The sequence below is a fragment of the Tenacibaculum sediminilitoris genome (genome assembly GCF_964513795.1).
Lineage (GTDB): Bacteria > Bacteroidota > Bacteroidia > Flavobacteriales > Flavobacteriaceae > Polaribacter > Polaribacter sediminilitoris.
This window is the reverse complement of sequence record NZ_CAZEQR010000044.1, coordinates 142987-167865: the sequence shown is the minus strand read 5'-3', so window position 1 is coordinate 167865 and position 24879 is coordinate 142987. Positions and strand designations below refer to the sequence as shown.

General features: G+C 31.0%; 20 protein-coding genes. 11 read left to right on the top strand and 9 right to left on the bottom strand.

The genetic code is table 11. The annotated features are described in order from the left end of the window. Nucleotides 1–12: 12 nt before the first annotated feature. On the bottom strand, nt 13–1920 hold the full coding sequence (acs, locus tag ACKTSW_RS10380) for an acetate--CoA ligase (protein ID WP_408025189.1): 1908 nt from the start codon (nt 1918–1920) through the stop codon (nt 13–15). A 152-nt stretch (nt 1921–2072) separates the two neighbouring features. On the opposite strand from acs, the gene ACKTSW_RS10375 reads away from it, so the two are divergent. After that, nucleotides 2073–2852 (top strand): sulfite exporter TauE/SafE family protein, encoded by a 780-nt coding sequence (locus tag ACKTSW_RS10375; protein WP_408025188.1) that lies wholly within the window; start codon nt 2073–2075, stop codon nt 2850–2852. A gap of 10 nt (nt 2853–2862) precedes the next feature. On the opposite strand, the gene ACKTSW_RS10370 is transcribed toward ACKTSW_RS10375, so the two are convergent. Both ACKTSW_RS10370 and ACKTSW_RS10365 read right to left on the bottom strand, forming a co-directional pair. After that, nucleotides 2863–4275, bottom strand: a complete 1413-nt coding sequence (locus tag ACKTSW_RS10370) for a serine hydrolase domain-containing protein (RefSeq protein WP_408025187.1) — start codon at nt 4273–4275, stop codon at nt 2863–2865. Between the two features lie 114 nt (nt 4276–4389). Then, nucleotides 4390–4860: a Dps family protein gene (locus ACKTSW_RS10365; RefSeq protein ID WP_408025186.1), complete on the bottom strand. Its 471-nt coding sequence runs from the start codon at nt 4858–4860 to the stop codon at nt 4390–4392. A 116-nt stretch (nt 4861–4976) separates the two neighbouring features. Between ACKTSW_RS10365 and ACKTSW_RS10360 the strand changes: the two genes are divergently transcribed. Then, entirely contained in the window at nt 4977–5918 is a 942-nt protein-coding gene (locus ACKTSW_RS10360; RefSeq protein WP_408025185.1) for a hydrogen peroxide-inducible genes activator, read from the top strand. Between the two features lie 92 nt (nt 5919–6010). Here the strand turns inward: ACKTSW_RS10360 and ACKTSW_RS10355 are convergent, their stop codons facing one another. Beyond that, on the bottom strand, nt 6011–7903 hold the full coding sequence (locus ACKTSW_RS10355; RefSeq protein ID WP_408025184.1) for a SulP family inorganic anion transporter: 1893 nt from the start codon (nt 7901–7903) through the stop codon (nt 6011–6013). A 147-nt stretch (nt 7904–8050) separates the two neighbouring features. On the opposite strand from ACKTSW_RS10355, the gene pyrR reads away from it, so the two are divergent. From pyrR to ACKTSW_RS10330, 5 genes are read left to right on the top strand one after another with little or no spacing between them, the layout of a single operon-like run. Further along, entirely contained in the window at nt 8051–8605 is a 555-nt protein-coding gene (gene pyrR, locus ACKTSW_RS10350; RefSeq protein WP_408025183.1) for a bifunctional pyr operon transcriptional regulator/uracil phosphoribosyltransferase PyrR, read from the top strand. A gap of 24 nt (nt 8606–8629) precedes the next feature. Next, entirely contained in the window at nt 8630–9562 is a 933-nt protein-coding gene (locus ACKTSW_RS10345; protein ID WP_408025182.1) for an aspartate carbamoyltransferase catalytic subunit, read from the top strand. A gap of 3 nt (nt 9563–9565) precedes the next feature. Then, entirely contained in the window at nt 9566–9898 is a 333-nt protein-coding gene (locus tag ACKTSW_RS10340) for a hypothetical protein (protein ID WP_408025181.1), read from the top strand. Nucleotides 9899–9940: 42 nt separating this feature from the next. After that, nucleotides 9941–10261 (top strand): T9SS type A sorting domain-containing protein, encoded by a 321-nt coding sequence (locus ACKTSW_RS10335; protein WP_408025180.1) that lies wholly within the window; start codon nt 9941–9943, stop codon nt 10259–10261. Beyond that, entirely contained in the window at nt 10262–11203 is a 942-nt protein-coding gene (locus ACKTSW_RS10330; protein ID WP_408025179.1) for a ribonuclease Z, read from the top strand. On the opposite strand, the gene ACKTSW_RS10325 is transcribed toward ACKTSW_RS10330, so the two are convergent. Further along, nucleotides 11200–11562: a CoA-binding protein gene (locus ACKTSW_RS10325; protein WP_408025178.1), complete on the bottom strand. Its 363-nt coding sequence runs from the start codon at nt 11560–11562 to the stop codon at nt 11200–11202. The two genes, ACKTSW_RS10330 and ACKTSW_RS10325, sit on opposite strands and share 4 nt — an antisense overlap. Before the next feature lie 97 nt (nt 11563–11659). On the opposite strand from ACKTSW_RS10325, the gene ACKTSW_RS10320 reads away from it, so the two are divergent. Next, a complete protein-coding gene (locus ACKTSW_RS10320) occupies nt 11660–14056 on the top strand; it encodes a TonB-dependent receptor domain-containing protein (protein WP_408025177.1) in 2397 nt (798 codons plus the stop codon). Between the two features lie 86 nt (nt 14057–14142). After that, on the top strand, nt 14143–16512 hold the full coding sequence (locus tag ACKTSW_RS10315; RefSeq protein ID WP_408025176.1) for a TonB-dependent receptor domain-containing protein: 2370 nt from the start codon (nt 14143–14145) through the stop codon (nt 16510–16512). A 583-nt stretch (nt 16513–17095) separates the two neighbouring features. On the opposite strand, the gene ACKTSW_RS10310 is transcribed toward ACKTSW_RS10315, so the two are convergent. From ACKTSW_RS10310 to htpG, 3 genes are all read right to left on the bottom strand, one after another. Then, nucleotides 17096–17224, bottom strand: coding sequence for a hypothetical protein (locus ACKTSW_RS10310; protein ID WP_408025175.1), 129 nt, complete (start codon nt 17222–17224; stop codon nt 17096–17098). Nucleotides 17225–17346: 122 nt separating this feature from the next. Next, entirely contained in the window at nt 17347–19080 is a 1734-nt protein-coding gene (locus tag ACKTSW_RS10305) for an ankyrin repeat domain-containing protein (RefSeq protein ID WP_408025174.1), read from the bottom strand. 572 nt (nt 19081–19652) lie between these two features. Further along, the gene (gene htpG / locus ACKTSW_RS10300) at nt 19653–21563 is read right to left on the bottom strand and encodes a molecular chaperone HtpG (RefSeq protein WP_408025173.1); all 1911 of its coding nucleotides are present in this window, start codon (nt 21561–21563) and stop codon (nt 19653–19655) included. Nucleotides 21564–21728: 165 nt separating this feature from the next. On the opposite strand from htpG, the gene ACKTSW_RS10295 reads away from it, so the two are divergent. Both ACKTSW_RS10295 and ACKTSW_RS10290 read left to right on the top strand, forming a co-directional pair. Further along, nucleotides 21729–22736, top strand: a complete 1008-nt coding sequence (locus tag ACKTSW_RS10295) for a 3-oxoacyl-ACP synthase III family protein (protein WP_408025209.1) — start codon at nt 21729–21731, stop codon at nt 22734–22736. A gap of 427 nt (nt 22737–23163) precedes the next feature. Continuing rightward, the gene (locus ACKTSW_RS10290; protein WP_408025172.1) at nt 23164–24492 is read left to right on the top strand and encodes a M28 family peptidase; all 1329 of its coding nucleotides are present in this window, start codon (nt 23164–23166) and stop codon (nt 24490–24492) included. A 192-nt stretch (nt 24493–24684) separates the two neighbouring features. On the opposite strand, the gene ACKTSW_RS10285 is transcribed toward ACKTSW_RS10290, so the two are convergent. Continuing rightward, nucleotides 24685–24807 carry a hypothetical protein gene (locus tag ACKTSW_RS10285; RefSeq protein ID WP_408025171.1) on the bottom strand — a complete coding sequence of 41 codons (123 nt, stop codon included), beginning with the start codon at nt 24805–24807 and terminating at the stop codon, nt 24685–24687. Nucleotides 24808–24879 lie beyond the last annotated feature (72 nt).

Genomic DNA, 24879 nt, shown 5'->3' with positions numbered 1-24879 from the left:
TTTTTCATCGTTTTAAAATCTATTATCAATTATACTTTGTACAACTTCAGGGTTTAAGAGTGTAGAAACGTCTCCTAAATTATCTAATTCATTATGTGCTATTTTTCGAAGAATACGACGCATAATTTTTCCTGAACGTGTTTTAGGCAATCCTTCCGTAAACTGAATTTTATCTAGCTTCGCTATCGGACCGATATGCTCAGTAATAATTTGATTTATCTCTTTACGTAAGTTATCTTGATTTCTTACCTCTCCTGTTTCTTTTAAAATTACATAACCATATAGGGCATTTCCTTTTACTTCGTGTGGAAAACCAACGATAGCACTTTCAGCAACTGCAGGATGCTCATTTACTGCATCTTCAATAGGTGCTGTTCCTAAATTGTGGCCTGATACTATAATTACATCGTCTACTCTACCTGTAATTCGGTAATATCCTACCTCATCACGAAGCGCTCCATCACCTGTAAAATACATATCCTCAAATGCTGAGAAATATGTTTCTTTATAACGTTGATGATTTCCCCATATACTTCTTGCCATAGATGGCCAAGGATATTTTATACACAATCTTCCATCAACTTGATTTCCTTTCACTTCTTTTCCGTTTTCATTCATTAATGCTATTTGAATTCCTGGTAAAGGCAATGTTGCATAGGTTGGTTTTGTAGGGGTAATATATGGTAATGGTGAAATCATAATTCCGCCTGTTTCTGTTTGCCACCAAGTATCTACAATTGGGCTTTTCTTTTTTCCCACATTATCGTTATACCAATGCCACGCTTCTTCGTTTATTGGTTCTCCTACGGTTCCTAAGACTTTTAGTGATGACAAGTCGTAACTATCTACAAAACCTAAATGTTCTTTTGCTAGTGCTCTAATTGCAGTTGGTGCTGTATAGAATTGGTTTATACTGTGTTTTTCAACTATTTCCCAAAAACGACCAAAATCTGGATAACTAGGAACACCTTCAAACATTACAGTCGTTGCCCCGTTTGCTAGGGGTCCGTACACAATGTAACTGTGACCAGTAATCCAACCAATATCTGCCGTACACCAATACACATCATTTTCTTTATAATTGAATACATTTTTAAATGTGTAGGCTGTATACACCATGTAACCTGCTGTGGTGTGTAGCATTCCTTTTGGACTTCCTGTTGAACCTGATGTATATAAAATAAATAGTGGGTCTTCAGCATCCATAATCTCAGGAACACAATCTTGATAGGCTTCTTCTAACAAAGGTTCTAACCACTTATCACGTCCTTCTTTTAGTTGAATATCTGAATTAATTCTTTTTGCTACCAATACATTCTCTATTGTAGGACAGTTTTCTAATGCTTCATCAACAATACTTTTTAAATCTATTGTTTTAGCTCCTCGGTAAGATCCATCAGAGGTTATTACCATTTTTGCTTCACAATCGTTAATTCTCGTTGCCAGTGCTGTTGAAGAAAATCCTGCAAATACCACCGAATGTACTGCTCCAATTCTAGCACAAGCCAAAACTGAAATGGCTAATTCTGGAATCATTGGTAAGTAAATACAAACTCTATCTCCTTTTTCAATTCCATGGTCTTTTAGCACATTAGCAAATTTACAAACGCGCCTATGTAGTTCTTTATAAGATATGTGTTGAGCTTCTTCATCTGGGTTATTAGGTTCAAATAAAATAGCCGTTTTATCTCCTCGAATATGCAAGTGACGGTCTATACAGTTTTCTGTTATATTTAATTTCGCTCCTTCAAACCATTTGAACTCTGGTTTATTAAAATTGTAGTTTAAAACGGTGTCCCATTTTTTTCTCCAAACAAAGTGTTCTTCTGCTATTTCTTCCCAAAATAATTCTGGGGTTCTTACAGATTTTCTATATACTTGAAAGTATTCTTCTAAATTTTTTACGTGGTAGTTACTCATTCTTATACTCCTTTTTATTTTAGCTGAAGCTACTAAAATAAATCATTTTTAATTGTTTATCAACTAAGAAGAGCTACTTCTTTAAAATAGCTTAAACCACTATTAAATTAAAGACTTTTTTAAAAAAGCTTTTATAGTTACATTTGTTTCTTATGGCGATACCTCTTTTCTTAGATGTTTTAAGTGCTAACTGGCACATTGTTTTACTTTTTTTTTTCGTAGCTGTTTTATACTCTTCTGTAGGCTTTGGTGGAGGTTCGAGCTATTTAGCTGTTTTAGCACTTACTGGGTTACTTTTTACACAGATAAGAGCCACTGCCTTACTTTGTAATGTAATGGTGGTTACAGGAAATGTTTTACTATATATGCAACAAAAGCAATATTGTTGGAAAAAGGTTATTCCTCTTACTTTATTTAGCATTCCTATGGCTTTTTTAGGTGGTTTTTTACGCATAAGCCAAACTTTTTTCTTTATTCTTTTAGGTTTTACATTACTTTTTGCTGCTGTTACCATGTGGATTTCTAGCAAAGTGGTTACAAGTAGTGGTAAAACTACCAATTTAAATTTGGCGAAAAATGCTGGTTATGGGGGAATTATTGGTTTTGTTTCTGGAATGGTAGGTATTGGCGGCGGTATTTTTTTAGCTCCATTACTTCATTTAACCAACTGGGATACTCCTAAAAAAATAGCAGCTACAGCAAGCTTCTTTATTTTGGTAAATTCTATATCTGGGTTGATAGGTCAGTATACAAATCCTGATTTTTCTATTGATTGGCGTTTAACCTCTATTTTATTAATTACTGTTTTTATTGGTGGACAAATTGGTAGTAGGATGAGTAATCAATTCTTTACTCCATTTCAATTAAAAAAGGCAACCGCTATTTTGATTGCCTTTGTGAGTATTCGTATTTTAATTAAATACTTGTTTTAAACTTCTGATGCTACTGAGATATCTTTTTATCTTTTGGTGCTTCTTTTTGAATAAAAACACCTTTTTCTTTGTTTATCCTATTTTGAAAAAATACAGCTTTCTTCCCATTTTCTTCTAAAAAACTGTAAGATATAAAACCATCTTCAAAAGAAAATTCATTTGCTGCGGTTGGATAAATTTTATTTTTTTGCGCACTACCCTCTCGCTGACTATACAATTGATTATCTTCAAGGGTAATAAAACGAACAGATTTATCTTCAAATTCATAAGAACCAACCCATTTATTCAGTTCTTCTTTTGATAAAGTAGTTATTTTTTCTTTACTGAAAATTGGTTTATTAATAGCTAATGCTGCTATTTTTATAGCTGTATTTTTTGGTGATTGATTTCCACAATTAGAAAATATAATTACATATACATCTTCACTCGGAACATATACTCCCATAGACCTATATCCAGGAATTGCTCCACCGTGTTCAATAGTTGGTACACCATTTATTTCGTTAAAACTCCAACCATACCCATAATTTATTTTCTTACCATTGTTTAGTGTGTAGTTAGTAAAAGCTTTATCAATTGTTTCTTTTTGTACTAGTATGTTATTACTAATTGCTTTTTGCCACTGTAACATATCATCTACATTCGACATAATTGACCCTGCTGCATAAGGCAATGTTAAACTTATGTATTGAGCATTTACAAACCCTTCGTTCCTTTTTTGGTATCCTGTAGCTCTGTTTTTGATTAATTTTGTATGACTTCCATAGCAAGAAGAATTCATATTTAATTTCTTAAAAATTCGTTCTTCAACAAATTTTGGATAACTCATTCTGCTTACCTTTTCAATAATATATCCTAAAATAAAATATCCAGAGTTATTGTATTTATATTTTTCTCCTGGTTCAAAATCCATAGGTTCATTTTTAAAGAAATCAATAAATTTTAAAGGAGATTCATCTTTGGTCATTACTTCTCCAAACTTACGCATCGATGTGTAACTTTTAATTCCAGATGTGTGTGTTAATAAGTGATGAATGGTAATTTGTTTTCCTTTGGTTGGATAATTAGGTATAAATTTAGTTATATCGTCTTCTAAACTTAGCTTCCCTTCTTCTAACAACATTAATATTGAAACTGCTGTAAACTGTTTGGTAATTGAGCCAATTTCGAAAACATTTTCTGGTTTCATGTTTACATCTAATTCTAAATTAGCTTTTCCATAAGCTTTTCTATAGATAACTTTTCCTTGCTTTGCCACCAAAGTAACAACTCCACTTTCATTATCTTTATATTGAGCTTTTAAAATTTCATCAATTTTTGACTCTAAATTTTGAGCAGAGATTATACTTGTTAGTAAAAAAAATAAAGAGCAGAAAAGCACTTTTTTAATTTGAATTTGGTTTTTCATTTGGTTTGTTTTCATGATTATTACATTTAAGACGAAACTAGAGCAAATAGGTTACATACTACTTCTCAAAAATAAAAAAGCAGCATTATTTTATGCTGCTTATAATCCCCAAAAGTGTGAATGATGTTCTTAGCCTAACCAAGCGTTCATCATCCATAAAGTTTTTTCTTGTTCTGCAATAAAATCGCTCATCATAGAATTTGTTCCTTCATCTTCAGCTTCATCAGCCAAATCAAGAATTGTACGTTCTATTTTTAGTAATTCTGATAATGAATTAATAATTAACTTCACTGCTTCAACATCATTTGAAATATTTTTCCCTACAGGAACTCTTGATACACTACTGTAATCTTCAAAAGTATGTAATGGTGTGCCTTGTAATGTTAAAATACGTTCTGCAATTAAATCTACTTTCTCTTGTGCATCGGTATAAAACTCCTCGAACTTCATATGCAATTCAAAGAAGTTTTTCCCTTTAATATTCCAGTGTAATCCTCTTGCATTTTGATAATACACTTGAAAGTTTGCTAATAATGTATTTAACTCGTTTACTAAGTTTTCAGTTTTTTGTTTATCTAATCCTAAAATTGTAGTTGACATATTGTATTGACTTTAAGTTTTTTACTTTTTCTACTACAAATTTAAGGCAACTTTTAACAGTTATACTATAAAGGTAATCGATTGTTTTAATATCTTTATCGAAAATTATTATAGAAATGACTATAACACAATTAAAATATACATTAGCTGTCGCAGAATATAAAAACTTTACGATAGCAGCAGAACATTGTTTTGTTACGCAACCTACGTTGAGCATGCAAATTCAGAAATTAGAAGAAGAATTAGATGCTAAAATTTTTAATCGCTCTAAAAAGCCAATAGAATTAACTGAAGTTGGTAAACGTATTGTAGAACAAGCTAAAGTTATTGTTGATGAGAGTAACCGTATTATAGATATTGTACATCAACAAAAAGGTTATGTTGGAGGTGAGTTTAGGTTAGGAATTATTCCAACCGTTATGCCTACATTACTACCTATGTTTTTAAAAACCTTTAGTAGAAATTATCCAAAAGTGCAATTGGTTATTGAAGAGTTAACTACAGAAGAAATTGTTAGAAAATTGATGGATGGTTACATCGATGCTGCCATTGCCGCAACTCCATTAGAAAATGAAGCTATTAAAGAGCGTGTGCTATATTATGAACCTTTTGTTGGGTTAATTCCTAGCGAACATCGATTATTTAAACAAAAGAAAATTAAGGTAGATGATTTAGAGGTTGATGATATTTTATTGTTAGAAGATGGGCATTGCTTTAAAGATAGTATTATTAACCTTTGTAGAACCAATAAAAGAAGTGCAACGCATCATTTTCAATTAGAAAGTGGAAGTTTTGATACATTGATTAAGTTATCTAAAGATGGTTTAGGAATGACCTTACTTCCTTATTTAAATACTTTAGATTTAAATGAACGAGACAAAACTCATTTAAGAGAATTTGAAACCCCTACTCCAGCACGTGAAGTTAGTTTAATTTACCATAAATCTCAATTAAAAATGCAGTTAATAGAAGCTTTAAAAAATACTATTGATGGTGTTATTCGAGGCGCTATTGCTTTTAGTGATGTTGAAATTATAAGTCCACTTCAAAAGAATTAAGTTGTTTAATTTACATAAAAAAATCCCGCTAACTGCGGGATTTTTTATTTTCTATCAAACCTAATCTAAATATTTGGCTATCTCTCTGCGATTTAAAAGCGGTACTCCGATAAAGGCTTTGGAAAATCTTCTGGATTTGCTGCTAAATGATATCGAGGATCATCTACCGCTTCTTCAATAACATCTGCAAAAATTGGACTTGCTTTATATAACAATATCTTACAATCTTCACTCAAGTGTTTCAGAGTTACTTTTTTTCCTGCTTTTTGATATTTTTCAACTAATATAAAAATTGCTTCAATAGCCGAATGATCTGAAATACGAGATTCTACAAAATCAATCTCAATATTGGATGGATCATTTTTAACATCAAACTTTTCATTAAAAGCTGTAATGCTTCCAAAAAACAAAGGCCCCCATATTTCATAAACTTTTGTTCCATCTTTCTTAAAACGCTTTCTCGCTCTAATTTTCTTGGCATTTTCCCATGCAAAAACTAAAGCAGAAATAATTACCCCTACAAATACAGCTATTGCTAAGTCGAATATTACGGTTACAGCAGATACTATAATTAATACAATTGCATCCGATTTTGGAATTTTATTCATAATTCTAAAACTAGACCATGCAAATGTATCAATCACCATCATAAACATAACACCCACTAAAGCAGCAATAGGCACTTGCTCTATATATTTATCAGCAAAAAGAATGAAAATTAATAAAGTAACAGCCATCATAACTCCTGATAAGCGTCCTCTACCACCTGCATTAATATTAATCACAGTTTGACCAATCATACCACAACCACCAGTACCTCCGAACAATCCACTCAACATATTTCCAGCTCCTTGTGCTACACATTCTTTATTCCCGTCACCTCTAGAATCAGTTAATTCATCTACCAAATTCATTGTCATCAATGTTTCAATCAATCCAACTGAAGCTGCTAAAAAGGCATACGGTGCAATAAATTTTAAGGTATCTAGGTTAAACGGTAAATTACTCCAAAGTTCTGCTAAGTTCATTTTCTTAGAAATCTCATCAAAACCATTCAAACCGGCTCCTCCACCATCTCTAATAAAATCTCCTACATTAATAGACTCCAATCCTCCAAAAATAGATATAAATGTTACGATTAAGATAGCTGTTAATGCTGCTGGAACTTTAGTTGTTAATTTTGGTAGCAACCATATAATTAGCATCGTTAATAATACCAAGCCAATCATGGTGTATAATTTTGTTCCTTGCAAAGTAGACTTCACTACTCCACTATCTTTTATTGAATAAAATCCGTCATTTTCTATATTATAAACTACCTTTTTTGTTTTTGCATCAAAAACTTGCGTATCTGACCTTACAAAAACTTCTTGGTTTGTTCCGTTATTGATTATTGAATTTCCTTTGATAGAAAATATTGCTGCACTTGAAACTAAATCTTGTACTTCATTATCGGCTACTTTATATACTAATTCTTTCGATTCGGTTTTGCGCATATTTTGCCCAAAAACATCTTTCTTATTCTCTTTGAACATTCCTAACTGCGCAATAAAAATAACTACAGCTAAGCCATTTACAAACCCCATCATAACTGAATGTGGAATTAACCGAACTAATTTACCTAGTTTAAAAACACCTGCTAGTACTTGAATAATTCCCATCAAAACCACAGCTGCTAATAAATAGAAATAGCCCATATTTTCAACAGGTGTATCAAATAATAACCCTTTTGCGTGACCTTCTTGTATCATATTCACGAAAATTACAGCTACAGCACCAGCTGCTCCAGAAATCAACCCAGGCCTACCTCCAAAAACTGCAGAAACAATTCCTATCACAAAAGCTCCAAATAATGCTACAATAGGACTAATTTGAGCCACAAAAGCAAAAGCTACTACTTCTGGTATCATTGCTAAGGATACTGTTATACCTGCCAATGAATCATCTTTAACGTTAATCTTCTTACTTTTAATGTATTTCATCATAATTTCTAAGAGTCTTTTGTAAAAGTGCGCAAATGTAAAGATAATTTTATAGACCTAGTTTCACGTTTCATTAAGTTTAATTTTGTCAGCTTTAATTTTTGCCTTAATTTTGAGCGTTGAACTATCAAACCAATTTGGTAGCAACAAATGAGCAGAAAAATACTACTTACTTCAAAAGAAATTGAAATCATTCTGCATCGATTAGCGTGTCAGTTAATCGAGAATCACAACGATTTTTCTAATACCGTTTTAATAGGGTTACAACCAAGAGGTACTTATTTAGCTAACCGATTAGCTAAACTGCTAAGAGATGAGTACCAAATTAAAGGTTTACAATTAGGCTTATTAGATATTACTTTTTACCGTGATGATTTTCGTAGAAGAGATGAACCCTTAGAAGCCACTTCAACTCAAATTGACTTTTTAATTGAAGGAAAAAAAGTGGTGATTATTGATGATGTATTATTCTCTGGAAGAAGTGTACGAAGTGCATTAACGGCATTACAATCGTATGGAAGACCTGATAAGGTTGAGTTGTTAGTATTAATTGATCGTCGTTTTAGTCGTCATTTACCTATTCAACCTAATTACCGAGGAAGACAAGTAGATGCCATCAATGAAGAAAAAGTAGTTGTTAACTGGCAAGAAACTCATAAAGAAGATACAATTTACCTTGAACCCAAGCTCTCAAAGCTTGATTAGTTATGATTAAAAAAACAAACTAAGATGAAGCAGTTAAGCGTTGAACATTTATTAGGAATTAAATACCTTAACAAAAATGACCTTGAACTTATTTTTGAAACTGCTGCTCATTTTAAAGAAGTCATTAACCGACCTATAAAAAAAGTTCCTTCTTTACGTGATATTACTATAGCTAATTTATTCTTTGAAAATAGTACTCGCACAAAACTTTCGTTTGAATTAGCTGAGAAACGTTTGTCTGCTGATGTTATTAATTTTTCTGCAGGGCAATCTTCTGTAAAAAAAGGAGAAACTTTAATTGATACAGTGAATAACATATTATCAATGAAGGTAGACATTGTAGTAATGCGTCACTCGAATGTTGGAGCAGGAATTTTCTTATCAAATCATGTCGATGCAAAAATTATCAATGCAGGTGATGGTACTCATGAGCACCCTACTCAAGCATTATTAGATAGTTTTTCTATGCGAGAAGCATTAAACAGCGACCTAAAAGGTAAAAAAATTGTAATTGTTGGAGATGTACTACACTCTCGTGTAGCCTTGTCAAATATTTTTGCACTACAGTTACAAGGAGCTAAAGTAAAAGTTTGTGGTCCAAGCACTTTAATTCCTAAATATATTTCAACTTTAGGAGTTGAGGTAGAAACAAACCTTAAAAAAGCTCTAGAATGGTGTGATGTTGCTAATGTATTGCGTGTACAACACGAACGTATGGACATTAAGTATTTTCCTTCTACAAGAGAGTATACACAACTTTTCGGGATTAATAAAGAAATATTAGACAATCTTAGTAAGAAAATTGTGATTATGCACCCAGGTCCTATTAATAGAGGCGTAGAACTAACAAGTGATGTTGCCGACAGTGATCAATCGATTATTCTAAACCAAGTAGAAAATGGAGTTGCTGTTCGTATGGCAGTTATTTATTTGTTAGCGCAACAAATAAAAAGATAGTTTATGAATATAATACATAAAACAGATTACACTTTAATTACTTCTGATGAAAAAACGTTTTCTAATTTTATAGAAAGTTTTAATGATGAATATCTGAACCTTACAGGTAAAAACCTAATTATTCAAATTTCAGAAGATTTTAACGCTTCTAACGAAAAAATTTTGCTATTTTTGAAATACGCTCACGAACATCAAAACAATGGCACATCTTTTGTAGTTGTGTCTAAAGGTGTTAATATTGATGATTTTCCTGAAACCTTTAACATTGTTCCTACTCTAGTAGAAGCAGAAGATGTTATAGAAATGGAAAAAATTCAACGTGATTTAGGTTTTTAACCTATGTTTTTTGACGATTATCCATCCTCTAAATGATAATACATGGTAAGAAAAATACTTTTTATAACTTTATTCTTGACTATTTCAGTTGGTTTTTCTCAAGAAAAATCAATCGAAAAGTTAGTAGCATCCCCAAACCCTTTTACAACTAGTACGACTATTTACTTCAATGCTAAACACGAACAAACAGTTATCTTAACTGTAAGAAATGTTTTGGGTAAAACTGTTTTTAATAAAGAACTTAAAGTAGTTAGAGGACGTAATTCTTTTCCGTTTCAGCGTAATGATTTAAAGTCGGGAATGTACATTTATGCAATACAAAACAATAAAGAGATTATTTCAAAACGTTTTGTTATCAAATAAATGAGTTTACAGTTAACCGTTTTAGGTTGTCATTCAGCAACTCCAAGAGTTAATGCATATCCTACCGCACAATATTTAGAAATTAACGGTCGTCATTTTTTAATTGATTGTGGTGAAGGTACACAACGACAAATGCGAAAATATAAGGTTGGCTTTTCAAAAATAAACCATATATTTATTTCTCACTTGCATGGAGATCATTTTTTTGGTTTAGTTGGGCTCATTGCCACTTTTGGAATTTTAAATAGAGAAAAAGAGTTATATATTTATGGTCCAAAAGGAATTAAAGAAGCTACAACACTTCAATTAAAAGTTTCTAAATCATGGACAAAATATCCAATTATTTTTCAGGAATTAGAATCTAAAGAAAGTGAACTTATTTTTGAAGACGATAAAGTTTCTGTAAGAACTATTCCTTTGAACCATAGAGTGTATACCAACGGTTTTTTATTTACTGAAAAGTCTAAGCTTAGAAAACTACACCTTGAAAATATTCAGCAGTATACAGAAATAGATACTTGTGATTTTCATAATATTAAAGCTGGTAAAGACTTTGTGCTTTCTTCAGGAGAAATTATTCCTAATAAAGATTTAACCATCTCCCCACCTAAACCTGTAAGTTTTGCTTTTTGTAGTGATACTGCCTATAAACCCGATATTATTCCTATAATTAAAAATGTAGATTTACTGTACCATGAAGCTACCTTTTTAAAAGATAGAGAAGATTTATGTGATAAGACTAAACACTCTACAGCAGAACAGGCAGCTTCTATTGCTCATCAAGCAAATACAAATAAGTTAATTATTGGTCATTATTCTAACAGATATAAAAACATTAATGACTTTAAAATTGAGGCTCAAACGATTTTTAAGAATACTGAATTAGCTGAAGCAGGAAAACGATATAGTATCGACTCTTTTCCGATAGAAATTTTAAACTAGTATTGCCTAGTTGATAAAAGTACTAACGTACAAGCTATTTCGCTCTCAATACCATTTTCTTTTAACAAATTTATAAACTCTTCATTTTCAGTTCCTGGATTAAAAATAACTCTATTAGGTTGTAAGCTAAGAATATAATCATAGTATTTTTTTTGACGCTCAGGATTAAGATAAAGAGTTACTGTATCTATGTTGGTAAAATACTTCTTTTCTGTTTCAATAATAACATTACCTACAGTACCTTCTCGTAGTCCGATAGCAAAAGTTTCTACCTTGCTATCTATCAATCTTTTAATAGCAATATTTGAGTATTTATTAGGGTTTAAAGAAGCCCCTATAACTAAAGTACGTCTCTTCATTTCTTGTTAATATTACGTTAAACTCTAACAATTTAAGTAACAAAGATAGAGCATATGTAGTCTACTAAGTATCAAAACAATTCAAAAAACAATTAAAATGAAAAACATACTACTAGTATTTTTAGCTGTATTTACTACAAGTTTATATGCTCAAATGCCTAAAAATAGCCTTCCTAAACCTGGAGTAATTTCTGGTAAGGTAATCGACCAAACAACCAAGCAAGCTCTGCCTTATGTTAATGTTATAATCAAAGATACTGCCAAAAAAATTATTACTGGTGGAATTACAGATGATAACGGTTTATTTTCTATAAAAAATATTCCTGAAGGCAATAGTATTATTGAAATTCAATTTATAGGTTATAAGACATTTTCTAAGCCTGTTTCTATAAATCGTAAGTCTAGTAAAATTAACTTAGGTGTCATTTCTCTTGAAGAAGATAGTACTACTCTTGATGAAATAGAAATTCGTGCTGAAACTTCTTCTGTTACTCAAAAAGTAGATAGAAAGGTAATTAATGTAGGTAAAGACTTAACTTCTGCAGGTGCAACTGCTTCTGAATTATTAAACAACGTACAATCTGTAAGTGTTGATAGCCAATCTGGTAACATTAGCTTACGTGGTAACGAAAATGTACGTGTACTAGTTGACGGAAAACCAACTAATATTCCTGCTTCTGAGTTATTAAAACAAATTCCTTCTACATCTATTAAAAGTGTTGAATTAATTACCAACCCTTCTGCAAAATACAATCCTGAAGGAATGAGTGGTATTATTAATATCATTCTTAATAAAAATGCCAACATGGGCTTTAATGGCTCTATTAATACAGGTGTTGAAGCTGGACATTATGTTCGTTATAATGCGTCTACAAACATGAATTATAAAACAGGAAAGGTTAACTTTTTTGGTAACTACGGATTTAATGGTGGAGATCGGTATAACTTTGGTTATGTTAATAGACCTGGAGTTAACAATCAAGACTTTATTTTTATTAATGACAATGAATCTCATTTATTTAAAATTGGAGCTGATATTTATTTAGATGATAAAAACACCTTATCTCTTTACACTACTCAAAACTGGTTTGATAGTAATGCTAGAGGTCGTGCTATAATTACGGATAATAATGGTGATTTAATAGAACATTCTCCTAACACACAAACAAATGAAAGTCATAACCAAGCATATAATGTAAATTATAAACATGTGTTTGAAAAAGAAGGGCATAACATAGAGTTTGAGGCTAACTTCACTCAAAATGATTCTCCTAACTTTTTAGAAAATAGTTTTACAGAAGGCTCTCAACCTAATTATATTAATGATATTAAAAACAAAAGAGAAAACACGCTTTTAAACTTAGATTACACAAACCCTATTTCTAAAAATGGGAAATTAGAGCTAGGTTTAGAGTATAGAGTAAATAACACCAATAACACAAACGCAACAACACAAGTTGGTTTTAATAATTCTTCTTTTACTTATGACAGAGATATTTATTCTGCTTATGCTAATTATGGGCATAAGTTTGGAAAAGTTACCATGCAGTTAGGAGCACGTTTAGAACAGTATAAGATAGAAGGAGTATTTAATCAAGTGGGGGAAGCTACAGAAACTGTTACCGATGATATTTTTAGTATATATCCATCTGCTTTCTTTACTTTTAACCCTTCTGAAAAAAACCAATTTCAATTAAGCTACAGTAAAAGAGTTGACAGACCTGGAATACAACAAGTAAACCCTATTAGAGAATGGAGTACCCCTTTAATTACCTCAGTAGGTAACCCAGATCTTGTTCCTCAATTCACAAACTCAGTTGAATTTAATTATACACGAAAAATAAAAGGTGGATCTATAACTTTAGGTAGTTTTTATAGAAATATTAATGATGTTATTAACAGAGCCACTTATAAAGACCCAAGTGATGCTAATGATGTAAGACAAATTTTAACTTTTGCTAATTTTGACGATACAGATGCGTATGGTTTAGAGTTTTCTGCAAACTATAAAATTGCTAAATGGTGGAGAGCAAATGCTAGTATGGATTACTATTCTCAAAAACAATTTGGAACTACTGATTTAAGTGACCCTAACGCTCCTACTACTGAAGTTAAAACAGATATTTTTAACGCACGTATAAGTAATAGCTTTACAGTATCTAAAAAGTTACGTTTACAATTATTTGCAATGTACAGAGGTCCAAGAGAAGATATTCAATGGAATGTTGAACCTATGAAAATGATTAACATTGGTGCTAACTATAGTATTCTTAAAGGAAAAGGAAACATTAACCTTAGAGTGAATGATATTTTTAATGACATGAGATTTAAGTTTAACTCTACAAGACCTTTTGTTCAAAACGGACGCTTTAAATGGGAAAGTAGAACCGCTTATATCGGATTTAATTATCGATTTGGTGGAGGTAAAAACAAAGCTCGTTCTAGAAAACAACGTGATAATAATGAAAAACAAGGAGGCGGAGGTTTCTTATAAAATTAGTTTTTGATTAATTATTTAAAAAAAACGAAGTATTTAACTTCGTTTTTTTACTTTTAGGGAATTTTTTAATCCCCCGATATATGAAAAGATCACTGATCTTATTATTTTTATTAAGCTTTCAACTGTCTTATTCTCAAAATTTTGAGATATCAGGAACTGTTTTAAACAAAAAAAACAACGAACCAATTCCTTTTGTTACTATTACCTGTAGAGATATTTCAAACAAGATAATTACGGGTAATATCTCTGATGAAAAAGGAAGTTTTAATATAAAAAAACTTCCAAAAGAAAATCTACTACTAACCTTTCAATTTATTGGTTACCAAACTCTAGAAAAAAAAATAAGCTTAAAAGAAAGTAGTAAAATAGGAATAATTTATCTTGAAGAAAACACTACACAATTAGATGAAGTTGAAATACAAGGAGAAACTTCTACTACTATTCAAAAAATAGACAGAAAGATTATCAACATAGGAAATGATTTAACAGCTACAGGAACCACTTCTTTAGAAATGCTTGAAAACATTCCTTCTATAGACATTAACCAACTTTCAGGAACTATAAGCTTGCGCGGCAATGAAAATGTTAGAATTTTGGTAAATGGAAAACCATCGAACATGAATACGGCTCAGTTACTAAAACAAATACCTTCTAATTCTGTAAAAAGTGTTGAAATCATTACAAACCCATCAGCAAAACATACCCCTGAAGGTATGAGTGGTATTATTAATTTAATTCTTAAAAAAAACATTGAAATAGGATTTAACGGAAGTTTATCTGCTGGGATAGAACAGAGCAGAAACTTAAGACCTGAGTTTTCTTTAAATACAAACTATAAAACCGGTATTACTAATTTTTACCTAAACTATAATACAGGTTGGGGGGATTATGAAACCTTTAACGATTTAGAAAGAACCAATATTAACTTAACTCAAAACATTGATTTTTTAAGTACTTCAAATAATCATAATATTAAGTTTGGTGTGGATATAAACCTAAATTCTAAAAGTATATTATCTGCATACACATCTCAGAATTTTGATAATAATAGTTTAACTACCAATACTCTCGTTCATGAAAACAACTCGTTAGTTTTTAACAACAAAAGTTTTTCTGACTATAACCAAAAAGATGAGAGTTATAATATTAATTATGTTTATAATTTTGATGATAAAGGTCAGAATTTAGAAGTTGAATTTAATCATTCCATAACTAAAAACCCTGAAAAAACGATTAACGATGAATTCATCAACCCTAATTCAAAAGAATATAATTATGCAAACAATATAAAAGACACACGAAAGCTCTGGTTATTAAATATTGACTACGTTAAACCTATAAAACATGGAAAGTTAGAATTTGGATTTGAGTTTAGAGAACAAGATTTTTACAATCAAATACTCACAGATAGAGAAACTGCTAGTAGTTCATCCACCATACAACCTGTTGGGAATACTGACTTAAATTATGATCGTTCAATTTACTCTGGATATATAAATTTTAGTAAAAAACTCAATAAGTTTGCTATTCAAACAGGGCTTAGAATAGAACAATTCAATTTAAACGCCCTTTTTACAAATACTGAACAAGGAAAAACACCGCTAAAAAACAATATTTTTAGTTTGTATCCTTCAGCATCAATCACCTATAACTTTACTGAAAAAGATAACTTACAATTTGCATATAGCAGAAGAGTTGACAGACCCTCTGCATATCAAATAACTCCTATTCAAGAATGGTTTTCACCACTAACAATATCTAAAGGAAACTTAAACTTACAACCACAGTTCACAAACTCTTTAGAACTTAACTACACTAAAACAATTACTAAAGGTTATATATCTTTCGGTACATTTTATAGAAGAACAAATGACAAAATTGGTCGATTATTACAACAAGGTGATCAAAATCCTGATAGAACTATTAGTTCTTTTACCAATTATAACTTTGCTGATAGTTATGGAGTTGAGATTTCAGCTAGTTTTAAACCTATAAAATGGTGGACTCTTAGACCTTCTTTTGAAACGTATATACAAGATTCTCAAGGAGTGCTAAACAACAACTTAGAAACGGTTAAAAACACCTTACTAAAAGGTAGAGTAAGTAACTCTTTTAAAGCTTCTAAAAAATTAAGTTTTCAATTATCAGGAACTTATAGAGGGAAAAGTAAAAACATACAATATTCAGTGCAACCGTACACGATGATTAATGCTGCTGCGAGGTTAAAAATATTTAGCGGTAAAGGCTGTATTACTTTAAGAGGAACCGATATTTTCAACAATGTTAATTTCGACTACACCTCATACAACCCTTTTATACAAAAAGGAAAATACACTTTAGAATACAACTCTATTTACCTAGGTTTTTCATACAACTTTGGAAGTGGCAAAAATAAAATTAAAGGCAGAAAATATAGAGATGATAACGAAGCCCAAGGAGGCATGTTTTAATATAGTGTTACATCTAAACATTATAAAACGGACTCAAATTACAAAAAACATACACAAAAAGATTACTGTTTAAGTTTAAAGCTTCAAGTTGTAAAAGAGATAGATCAGAATATTTAGCAGACAGAGTTGATAAAAGACCATCTTGTTTGATATGATGATTGATATGGCTGAAAAAAATTCATATACCTAGCAGAAAAAGCAAGACTCCATGTAATATGATTCTTTTCAAGAGAGCACAAACAAAGCATAACAACAATCTGTAGTTTACTTGAGCTAGATAGACAGGCGTATTATCGCGCTATAAAATCTACAAAACAAAAATTAACGTTGAGGTATAGGGTAATAGCACTCATAGTTTTATCCTTGTTTTTTAGAAGATATCCAGTTGTCGATTTTGTTTTCTAAAAGGGCTAACGGAATACAACCAGTTTCTAAAATTTAATTGTGGTATTCTTTAATATCAAATTGATTTCCTAATTCCTTTTTAGCTTTTGCAAGTAATTCACAGTTTTTCAATTGTCCAATTTTGTATGATAATGCCTAACCAGGATTTGCCTTATAACGTTCAATTTCAGAAATAATACTAGCTTGTTTCTCCTTTTGAATTAACTTGATTAATGTTGGCTCCTAATTTTAGGAGGATTTTTACAATTTCTATATTATCATTTCTAATTGCTTTTAATAACCGGAGTGCATCCTTTTGAATTAGCATAGTTAACTATAGCACCTTTTTTAATTTCATTTATCAATTTTTTTTTAATAATATCTTGTGTCCAGCAATAATTATAAGTGCTAAAAAAAATTGTAGCTTTATTACCTATACAAGGTAAAGAATTATTTAAAAAGTTTTTTAATTTCTGAATCATTTGTTAAATCTATAGCTTGTTTATTTGTAGTGTCTCTAATTGTAGTGTCTGCACCAACAGAAAGTAAGTATTTTACAATTTCTTTTTGGTTGGTAATACAAGCAAAATGAAGAGCAGTTCTTCCATTTTTACTCATTTTGTCTAGGTTTACTCCAGCTTTATGAAGGTATTTTACCACTTCTAGTTTTGTTGAAAACACAGCGGAGTGTAGTGTAGTCATTTTAAAATATTTTTCAATAGAATGTACATCAGCTCCAGCATTAATTAATTGTATTAGAACCTGTAAATTTCCTTTATAAGCAGCAGTATGTATAAGAGGTTGACCCTCAGTAGTTGAGGCATTTACATTGGCTCTTGCAGTTATAAGTTGTTCTGCAATTTTTGGTTTCGAATTATTTATAGCAAGATATAAAGGGGTTTCTCCATCATTACTAACTGCTTCTATATTTGCTTTATTATTAATTAAATAACTAACTACTTCATCATGACCTTTTCTTATTGCTAAATGTAAGGGAGTTTGTTTGTCTGATCTTGGTATATTTATGTTGGCGCCAGATTTAATCAAGTATTTTACAATTTTTAAATAGCCTTTTTCTGCTGCTTTAGAAATAGGAGTTTCACCAAACATATTTTGTTTGTTTATATCTGCTGATTGTTGAATTAAAAACTGAACGATTTCTAAGTGGTTATTTTGAGCAGCTAGGAACAAGGCTGTGTTATCTATCAGATTAATTGTTTTTATAGGGGCTTTATATAAAACTAAAAGTTTTACAATATCTAGATAACCATTTTCTGCGGCAATCATCAATGCTGTATCTTTATTCAACTTGTATTTTAATAAAACGTCCGCACCTTTATCAAGCAATAATTCTACCATTTCTTTTTGGTTTTGAGAAACGGCTCTGTATAGAACAGACTCACCTAATCTATCTAATAAATCGATATCTGCTCCTGCTTCAATCAATATTTTCATAATTTCTAAATTATTGTTATATGCAGCCATATAAAGGGGAGATAAACCAAGATTTCCTGTTAAATTTACCGAAGCTCCTTTTGAAAGCAATAGTTTAACTATAGATCTATGATTTTGTCTGGCCGCCATAGAAAGTGGCGAAATCTTAGCAAGTAAGTTAATATCTGCTCCAGCATTAATTAAAAGTTCTACTATTTTTAATTGATTGTATTCAACGGCTAGTAAAAGAGGCGTATAGTTGTTTCTATCAATATAATTAATCTCTGCACCTTTTGAAAGTATTAAATCAACAAGTTCAATATAACCTTTATCAATGGCTAAGAATAATGGTTTTTGAAAGCTTTCTGTAGGCTTATTTACATCTGATCCTTTTAAAATAAGCATCTTGGCAAGCTCTTTATGTTTATTTTCTATGGCATTTGTTAAGGGAGTGAAATTGTTTTTATTCACTTTATTTATTAAAGCTCCAGATTTAATAAGGTATTCTGCAATTTCTAAATGACCTTTATATGATGCCCAATGCAAAGAGGTGTTTTGTAAATTGTCTTCATAATTTATGTTCGCACCTTTTTTAATTATCTTTTTAATTATGTTGATATCAGCATTGTTTTTTTTTACTTCTTTTATAAGTTTAACATGTATAGAATCATTTGAAATACAGCTAAAGGTAAATAAAAATTGAGCTAAAAATAGAAGTAGAGGTATAGTTGATTTTCGATATACTAGCATTTGGTTTTATTCTTTTTTTTAAAAAAAATTTTTGTAATTTTTATTGTTTTAAGGTGTTTAATTACTACTAAAAAAGTATACATAAATAATGAGTATGGTGTTTTCCCTTTTGAGTTTATTGAAGGTAACTTTCTGTTTACTAAGTGAGGTAGTATGCTACAATTGACTTTATTTATTGGTATTCATAATTAACTAAAAACGAAGCTACATTTTTTTTATTTTACAATAAAACAAAAAATATTTGTTTATAGTTAAGAGGTTTTTGAATGTTAATTATCTGCAATTTTTATAGTATGTACAGGGTACAATAAAACTTATCAATTGTAAGACACAACATCGTGAAAATTCTTCTAAAAAAGTTCATTGATTTCAAAACTGAATTTATTTTAAAACATGCACTTTCAACTACTTGATAATTAACACGGTGTGTAGTTATTGTTTTTGTTGAAATAAGATTTAGGTATTGATGCTTTGTGATGAGTAAATAATATATTAAGTGAGTTAATAACTATAAAAAAGAACCCTAATTGTTTTCACAAAGAGGGTTCTTTTTTATCAATGACGATTCGCTATTATTTAATTAATTCGTAGCTACGTTTGATAAAGTTTGTTAACTCTTCACCATGTAATAGGTTTTGAGATAATTTCGCTAAATCAAAAGCTTGCGAAACTAATTGCTTTTGTTTGTCTTCATCAGCATTTAAAATTTCTGATACTAACTCATGATTGGTGTTTACTACTAAGTTGTACATTTCTGGCATATTACCCATTCCCATCATTCCACCACCGGTAGCACTCATTTCTTTCATACGACGCATAAATTCTGGTACGGTAACTAAGAAAGGAGAAGCACTTGAATCCATAGCTTCTAATTGTACTGTATAGCTAGAGTTGTTTACAGCACCTTCAATAACAGGCTTTAATTTTTCTTTTTCTTCATCAGAAAGTTTAGAAATTACCGTATCGTCTTTCTTAATTAAATTATCAACATGATCAGCATCTACACGTTTAAATTGTACTTTAGCATCTCCTGATTCTGTTTCTAACTTTTGCATTAAATGCGGAACAATAGGAGAGTCTAATAACAATACTTCATATCCTTTTGCTTTCGCTTCTTCAACATAACTGTGTTGTGCTTCTTTGTTTGCTGCGTATAAGATTACATGATTCCCATCTTTATCTGTCTGAGCATCTTTTGTTTTTTCAACCAATTCGTCAAACGTAAAGAACTTATCATCAACTGTAGGATATAAGGCAAATTTCTTAGCTTTACTGAAAAATTTATCTTCCGATAACATTCCGTATTCAATAATCACTTTGATGTCATTCCACTTTTGCTCAAAGTCTTCACGATTGTTTTTAAATAAAGAAGCAAGTTTGTCGCCTACTTTTTTAGTGATGTACCCAGAAATCTTTTTAACAGCTCCATCTGCTTGTAAATAAGAACGAGAAACGTTTAAAGGAATGTCTGGAGAGTCAATTACCCCTTTTAGCATTTGTAAAAAATCAGGAACAATTCCTTCCACATTATCGGTAACAAATACTTGGTTTTGGTATAATTGAATTTTATCTTTTTGCATATCCAAGTTCTGCGTTAACTTAGGGAAGTATAAAATTCCTGTTAAGTTGAATGGATAATCTACATTTAAGTGAATGTGAAATAAAGACTCTTCAAATTGCATTGGGTACAATTCACGGTAGAAGTTTTTATAATCTTCCTCTTCTAAATCTGCTGGTTTTTTAGTCCATGCAGGATTTGTATTATTGATGATATCATCAACTTCAATTTGTTTGTGAGGCTCCGTAACTTCCTTACCCTCTTCGTCTTTTGTGGTTTTAGGAGTAAAATCTGGATCGTTTATTTTCTTTGTTCCAAATTTAATTGGTACTTGGTTAAAACGATTGTATTTAGTTAATAATCCGCGAATTTTACCTTCCTCTAAAAACTCGGTAGAATCTTCAGCAATATGTAACACAATTTCTGTACCTCTGTCAGATTTGTCGTGTTCTACTAAGGTGTATTCAGGCGAACCATCACATACCCAGTGAGCAGCAGGTTCGTCTTTAAAAGATTTGGTAAAAATTTCTACTTTGTCAGCAACCATAAAAGCAGAATAGAACCCTAACCCAAAATGACCAATAACTCCTGTTTCGTTTTTATCATCTTTATATTTTTCTAAGAACTCTTCAGCTCCAGAAAAGGCAATTTGATTGATATATTTTTCAACCTCATCCATAGTCATACCAATACCTTGGTCTTTAATAGTTAAGGTTTTTGCGTCTTTATTTATACTGATTTCAATTTTAGCATTACCTAATTCTGCTTTTGCTTCACCAATTGAAATTAAGTGCTTTAATTTTGTAGTAGCATCAGTTCCGTTAGAAATTAACTCACGTAAGAAGATTTCGTGATCAGAATACAAGAATTTTTTAATCAGTGGAAATATATTTTCAACCGATACATTAATGTTTCCTTTACTCATAAGTATATATTTTATTTGATATTATTTTCTATAGAATGATTAGTCAAAAAAAATACCAAATATAATTTTATGACAAACTGACACTTTTTGTTGAAATTACATAAAATCCGTACTTTTATGGGCTGTCAATTAACAAACAACCATAAAACAAACAATAAAACAAATATGTATAATTCAAAAATAACAGGGTTAGGTTACTATGTTCCTGAAAATGTAGTGACTAACGACGATTTAGCTCAGTTTATGGAGACGAGTGATGAATGGATTCAAGAAAGAACTGGTATCAAAGAACGTCGTTGGATAGATCCAACATCTGATGACTCTACATCTGTAATGGGCGCTAAGGCTGCTAAAATAGCTATTGAACGTGCTGGTTTAACAAAAGATGATATTGATTTTATTGTTTTCGCTACGTTAAGTCCTGAGTTATATTTTCCTGGAGGAGGTGTGCAGGTACAAGACTTATTAGATATGCCAACAATTGGTGCGCTAGATGTACGTAATCAATGTTCAGGTTTTATTTATGCAATGTCTGTAGCAGATCAGTTTATTAAAACAGGAATGTATAAAAATGTTTTAGTAATTGGTTCTGAAAATCATTCAGGAGGATTAGATCGTTCTACTCGTGGAAGAGGCGTAACTGTAATTTTTGGAGATGGAGCAGGAGCTGCTGTATTATCACGCAGTGAAGAGGAAGGAAAAGGAATTTTATCATCACACTTGCATTCGGAAGGAAAACATGCAAAAGAGTTGGTTTTAGAGGGGCCTTCTACTGGACATTGGGTTCCAGAAATTTTAAAAAAAAATGATCCAACGGATGTGTCGTATTATCCACATATGAATGGACAGTTTGTATTTAAACATGCAGTCGTTCGTTTTTCAGAAGCAATTATAGAAGGTTTACAGGCTAATGGATTACAAAAGGAAGATATTGATATGTTAATTCCACATCAAGCGAATTTACGTATTGCACAATTTATCCAGAAGAAATTCCAATTGCCTGATGATAAGGTATATAATAATATTATGAAGTACGGTAATACTACTGCCGCTTCAGTTATTATTGCATTAACGGAAGCTTGGGAAAAAGGAAAAATTAAAGATGGTGATTTGGTAGTTTTAGCTGCTTTTGGTAGTGGGTTTACTTGGGGGTCAGTAGTGATTCGTTGGTAACCTTATGATGTATTATCACGTTCTGAAATAGCGATACAGAATTAACAATTATAAAGGTAGTAATTTTATATTGCTGCCTTTTACTTTTTTATATGCTTTTCTTTTCATTATTTTTTGCTTGTGTATTTGATTAGGTGTTAGCATGTAGTTAGATAAATAAGGCTAAAGTTATTGTAAACCTCTCTCTGAGTAATGGGTAAAAGGTTCATTTTTGTAAACTCTATTTTTTAGTACCATTTCTATAGCGAGTAGAAAACCTTTAACACTTTTGAATCATCCTAAAATAGGTTGACAATTTTATAAAAAAATTAGATAACGAGTAAAATTTGTTTAAATAAATGCTAACTTAAATAAAAATGTTAAAAGAGAATAAAGCTAATTTTATTCTCTTTTTTGTTTTGTAATTTAGTAAACTTAATTCCTTAACATGAAAAAATTCATAGTACTATTCTTACTTATTACTACTACAATATCAGCACAAACAGATACTAAGATATACGATATTATCAATGCTGTTTCAGTAGATAGAATCAAAGCTGATCTTACTATACTAACAAATTTCGGAACACGTCACACATTAAGCGATACTATTTCTAATACACACGGAATTGGTGCTGCACGTCGTTGGATTAAATCTGAATTTGATAAAATATCTTCCGATTGTAACAACTGTTTAGAAGTATTTTACCAAAAAGACTTCATAGAAAAAGGAACCAACAGTAGAATTACCAAAGATGTTTGGGTTGTTAATGTCGTTGCTGTTCAAAAAGGAAATAAATATCCTAATAATTTTATTATTATGAGCGGTGATATTGATTCTAGAATCTCCGATCCTAATAATTTTACTGATGATGCTCCTGGAGCTAATGACAATGCCTCTGGAATGGCTGGAACAATAGAAGCGGCTCGTGTTTTAAGTAACTATACCTTTGAAAACAGTATTATTTATGTTGGATTGTCTGGTGAAGAACAAGGCTTATTTGGTGGAAAAGGATTGGCTACATATGCTAAAGAAAAAGGTTGGAATATTGTAGGTGTTATAAATAACGATATGATTGGAAACATAAAAGGTGTTGATGGAGTAATTGATAATCGTACCTTTAGAATATTTTCTGAACCTGTACCTCCCACAGAAACAGAACGCCAGCGAAAATCACGTCGTTTTTACGGTGGTGAAGTAGATGGAATATCACGCCAATTAGCCCGCTATATCTATAAAACTACCAAAACCTACATGCCAGAAATGAATCCTAAAATGATTTATCGTTTAGATAGGTTTGGCCGTGGTGGACATCACAGACCTTTTAACGATGCTGGTTTTGCAGGTATACGAATTATGGAAGCTCATGAAAACTACACACAGCAACATCAAGATATTAGAACCGAAAATGGTATTGAATATGGTGACCGATTAAAGTTTGTAAATTTTGATTATGCTAAAAATTTAACTGCTGTAAACGCTATTAACCTAGCTAGCATTGCTACTGCTCCTCCAGCACCTAAAAATGTGGGAATTGGTGGTATTGTTGAAGCTTCTGCAAAACTTCAATGGGATAAAGTTGACGGTGCTAAAGGGTATAAAATTTACTGGAGAGACACTACTTCTCCCACCTGGGATAATTTTAAATATATTGAAAATACTACTAAGTTTACTTTAGATGGAATTGTTTTAGATAATTTTTTCTTCGGAGTAAGTGCTGTTGGTAAAGACGGACACGAAAGTATTGTTTCTTTTCCTTCCAAAATTATTCGTTAGCAAATGAGTAACAAACCTCTTCAATATTTTAAAACACAAATTGAATGGAAACTTTATGTTTCGATTGGATTGATTAAAAAGTTTAGGAGACGGAAAGAGACAACATTACTCCTACTCTAGAAAACCTAAAAGATTAAACACCACAAAGGTTTTGAAAGTATTGAATTGTTCTATACCTATTGTGTTTTCTCCTTAAAAGGCATAAAAGTATGTAATATCACTTGACACTACTAAACCTAGAATATCAATATGATAAGCTGCTAACAACATTAATCCTTTTAATACTAATGTGTTAGCTTCAATAATTAATTTCATTTTTTTATGGTTGTAAATTTTAAAAAATTAATTACTCATTCAATCTTACTTACGAAGAAATGATAATCTTGG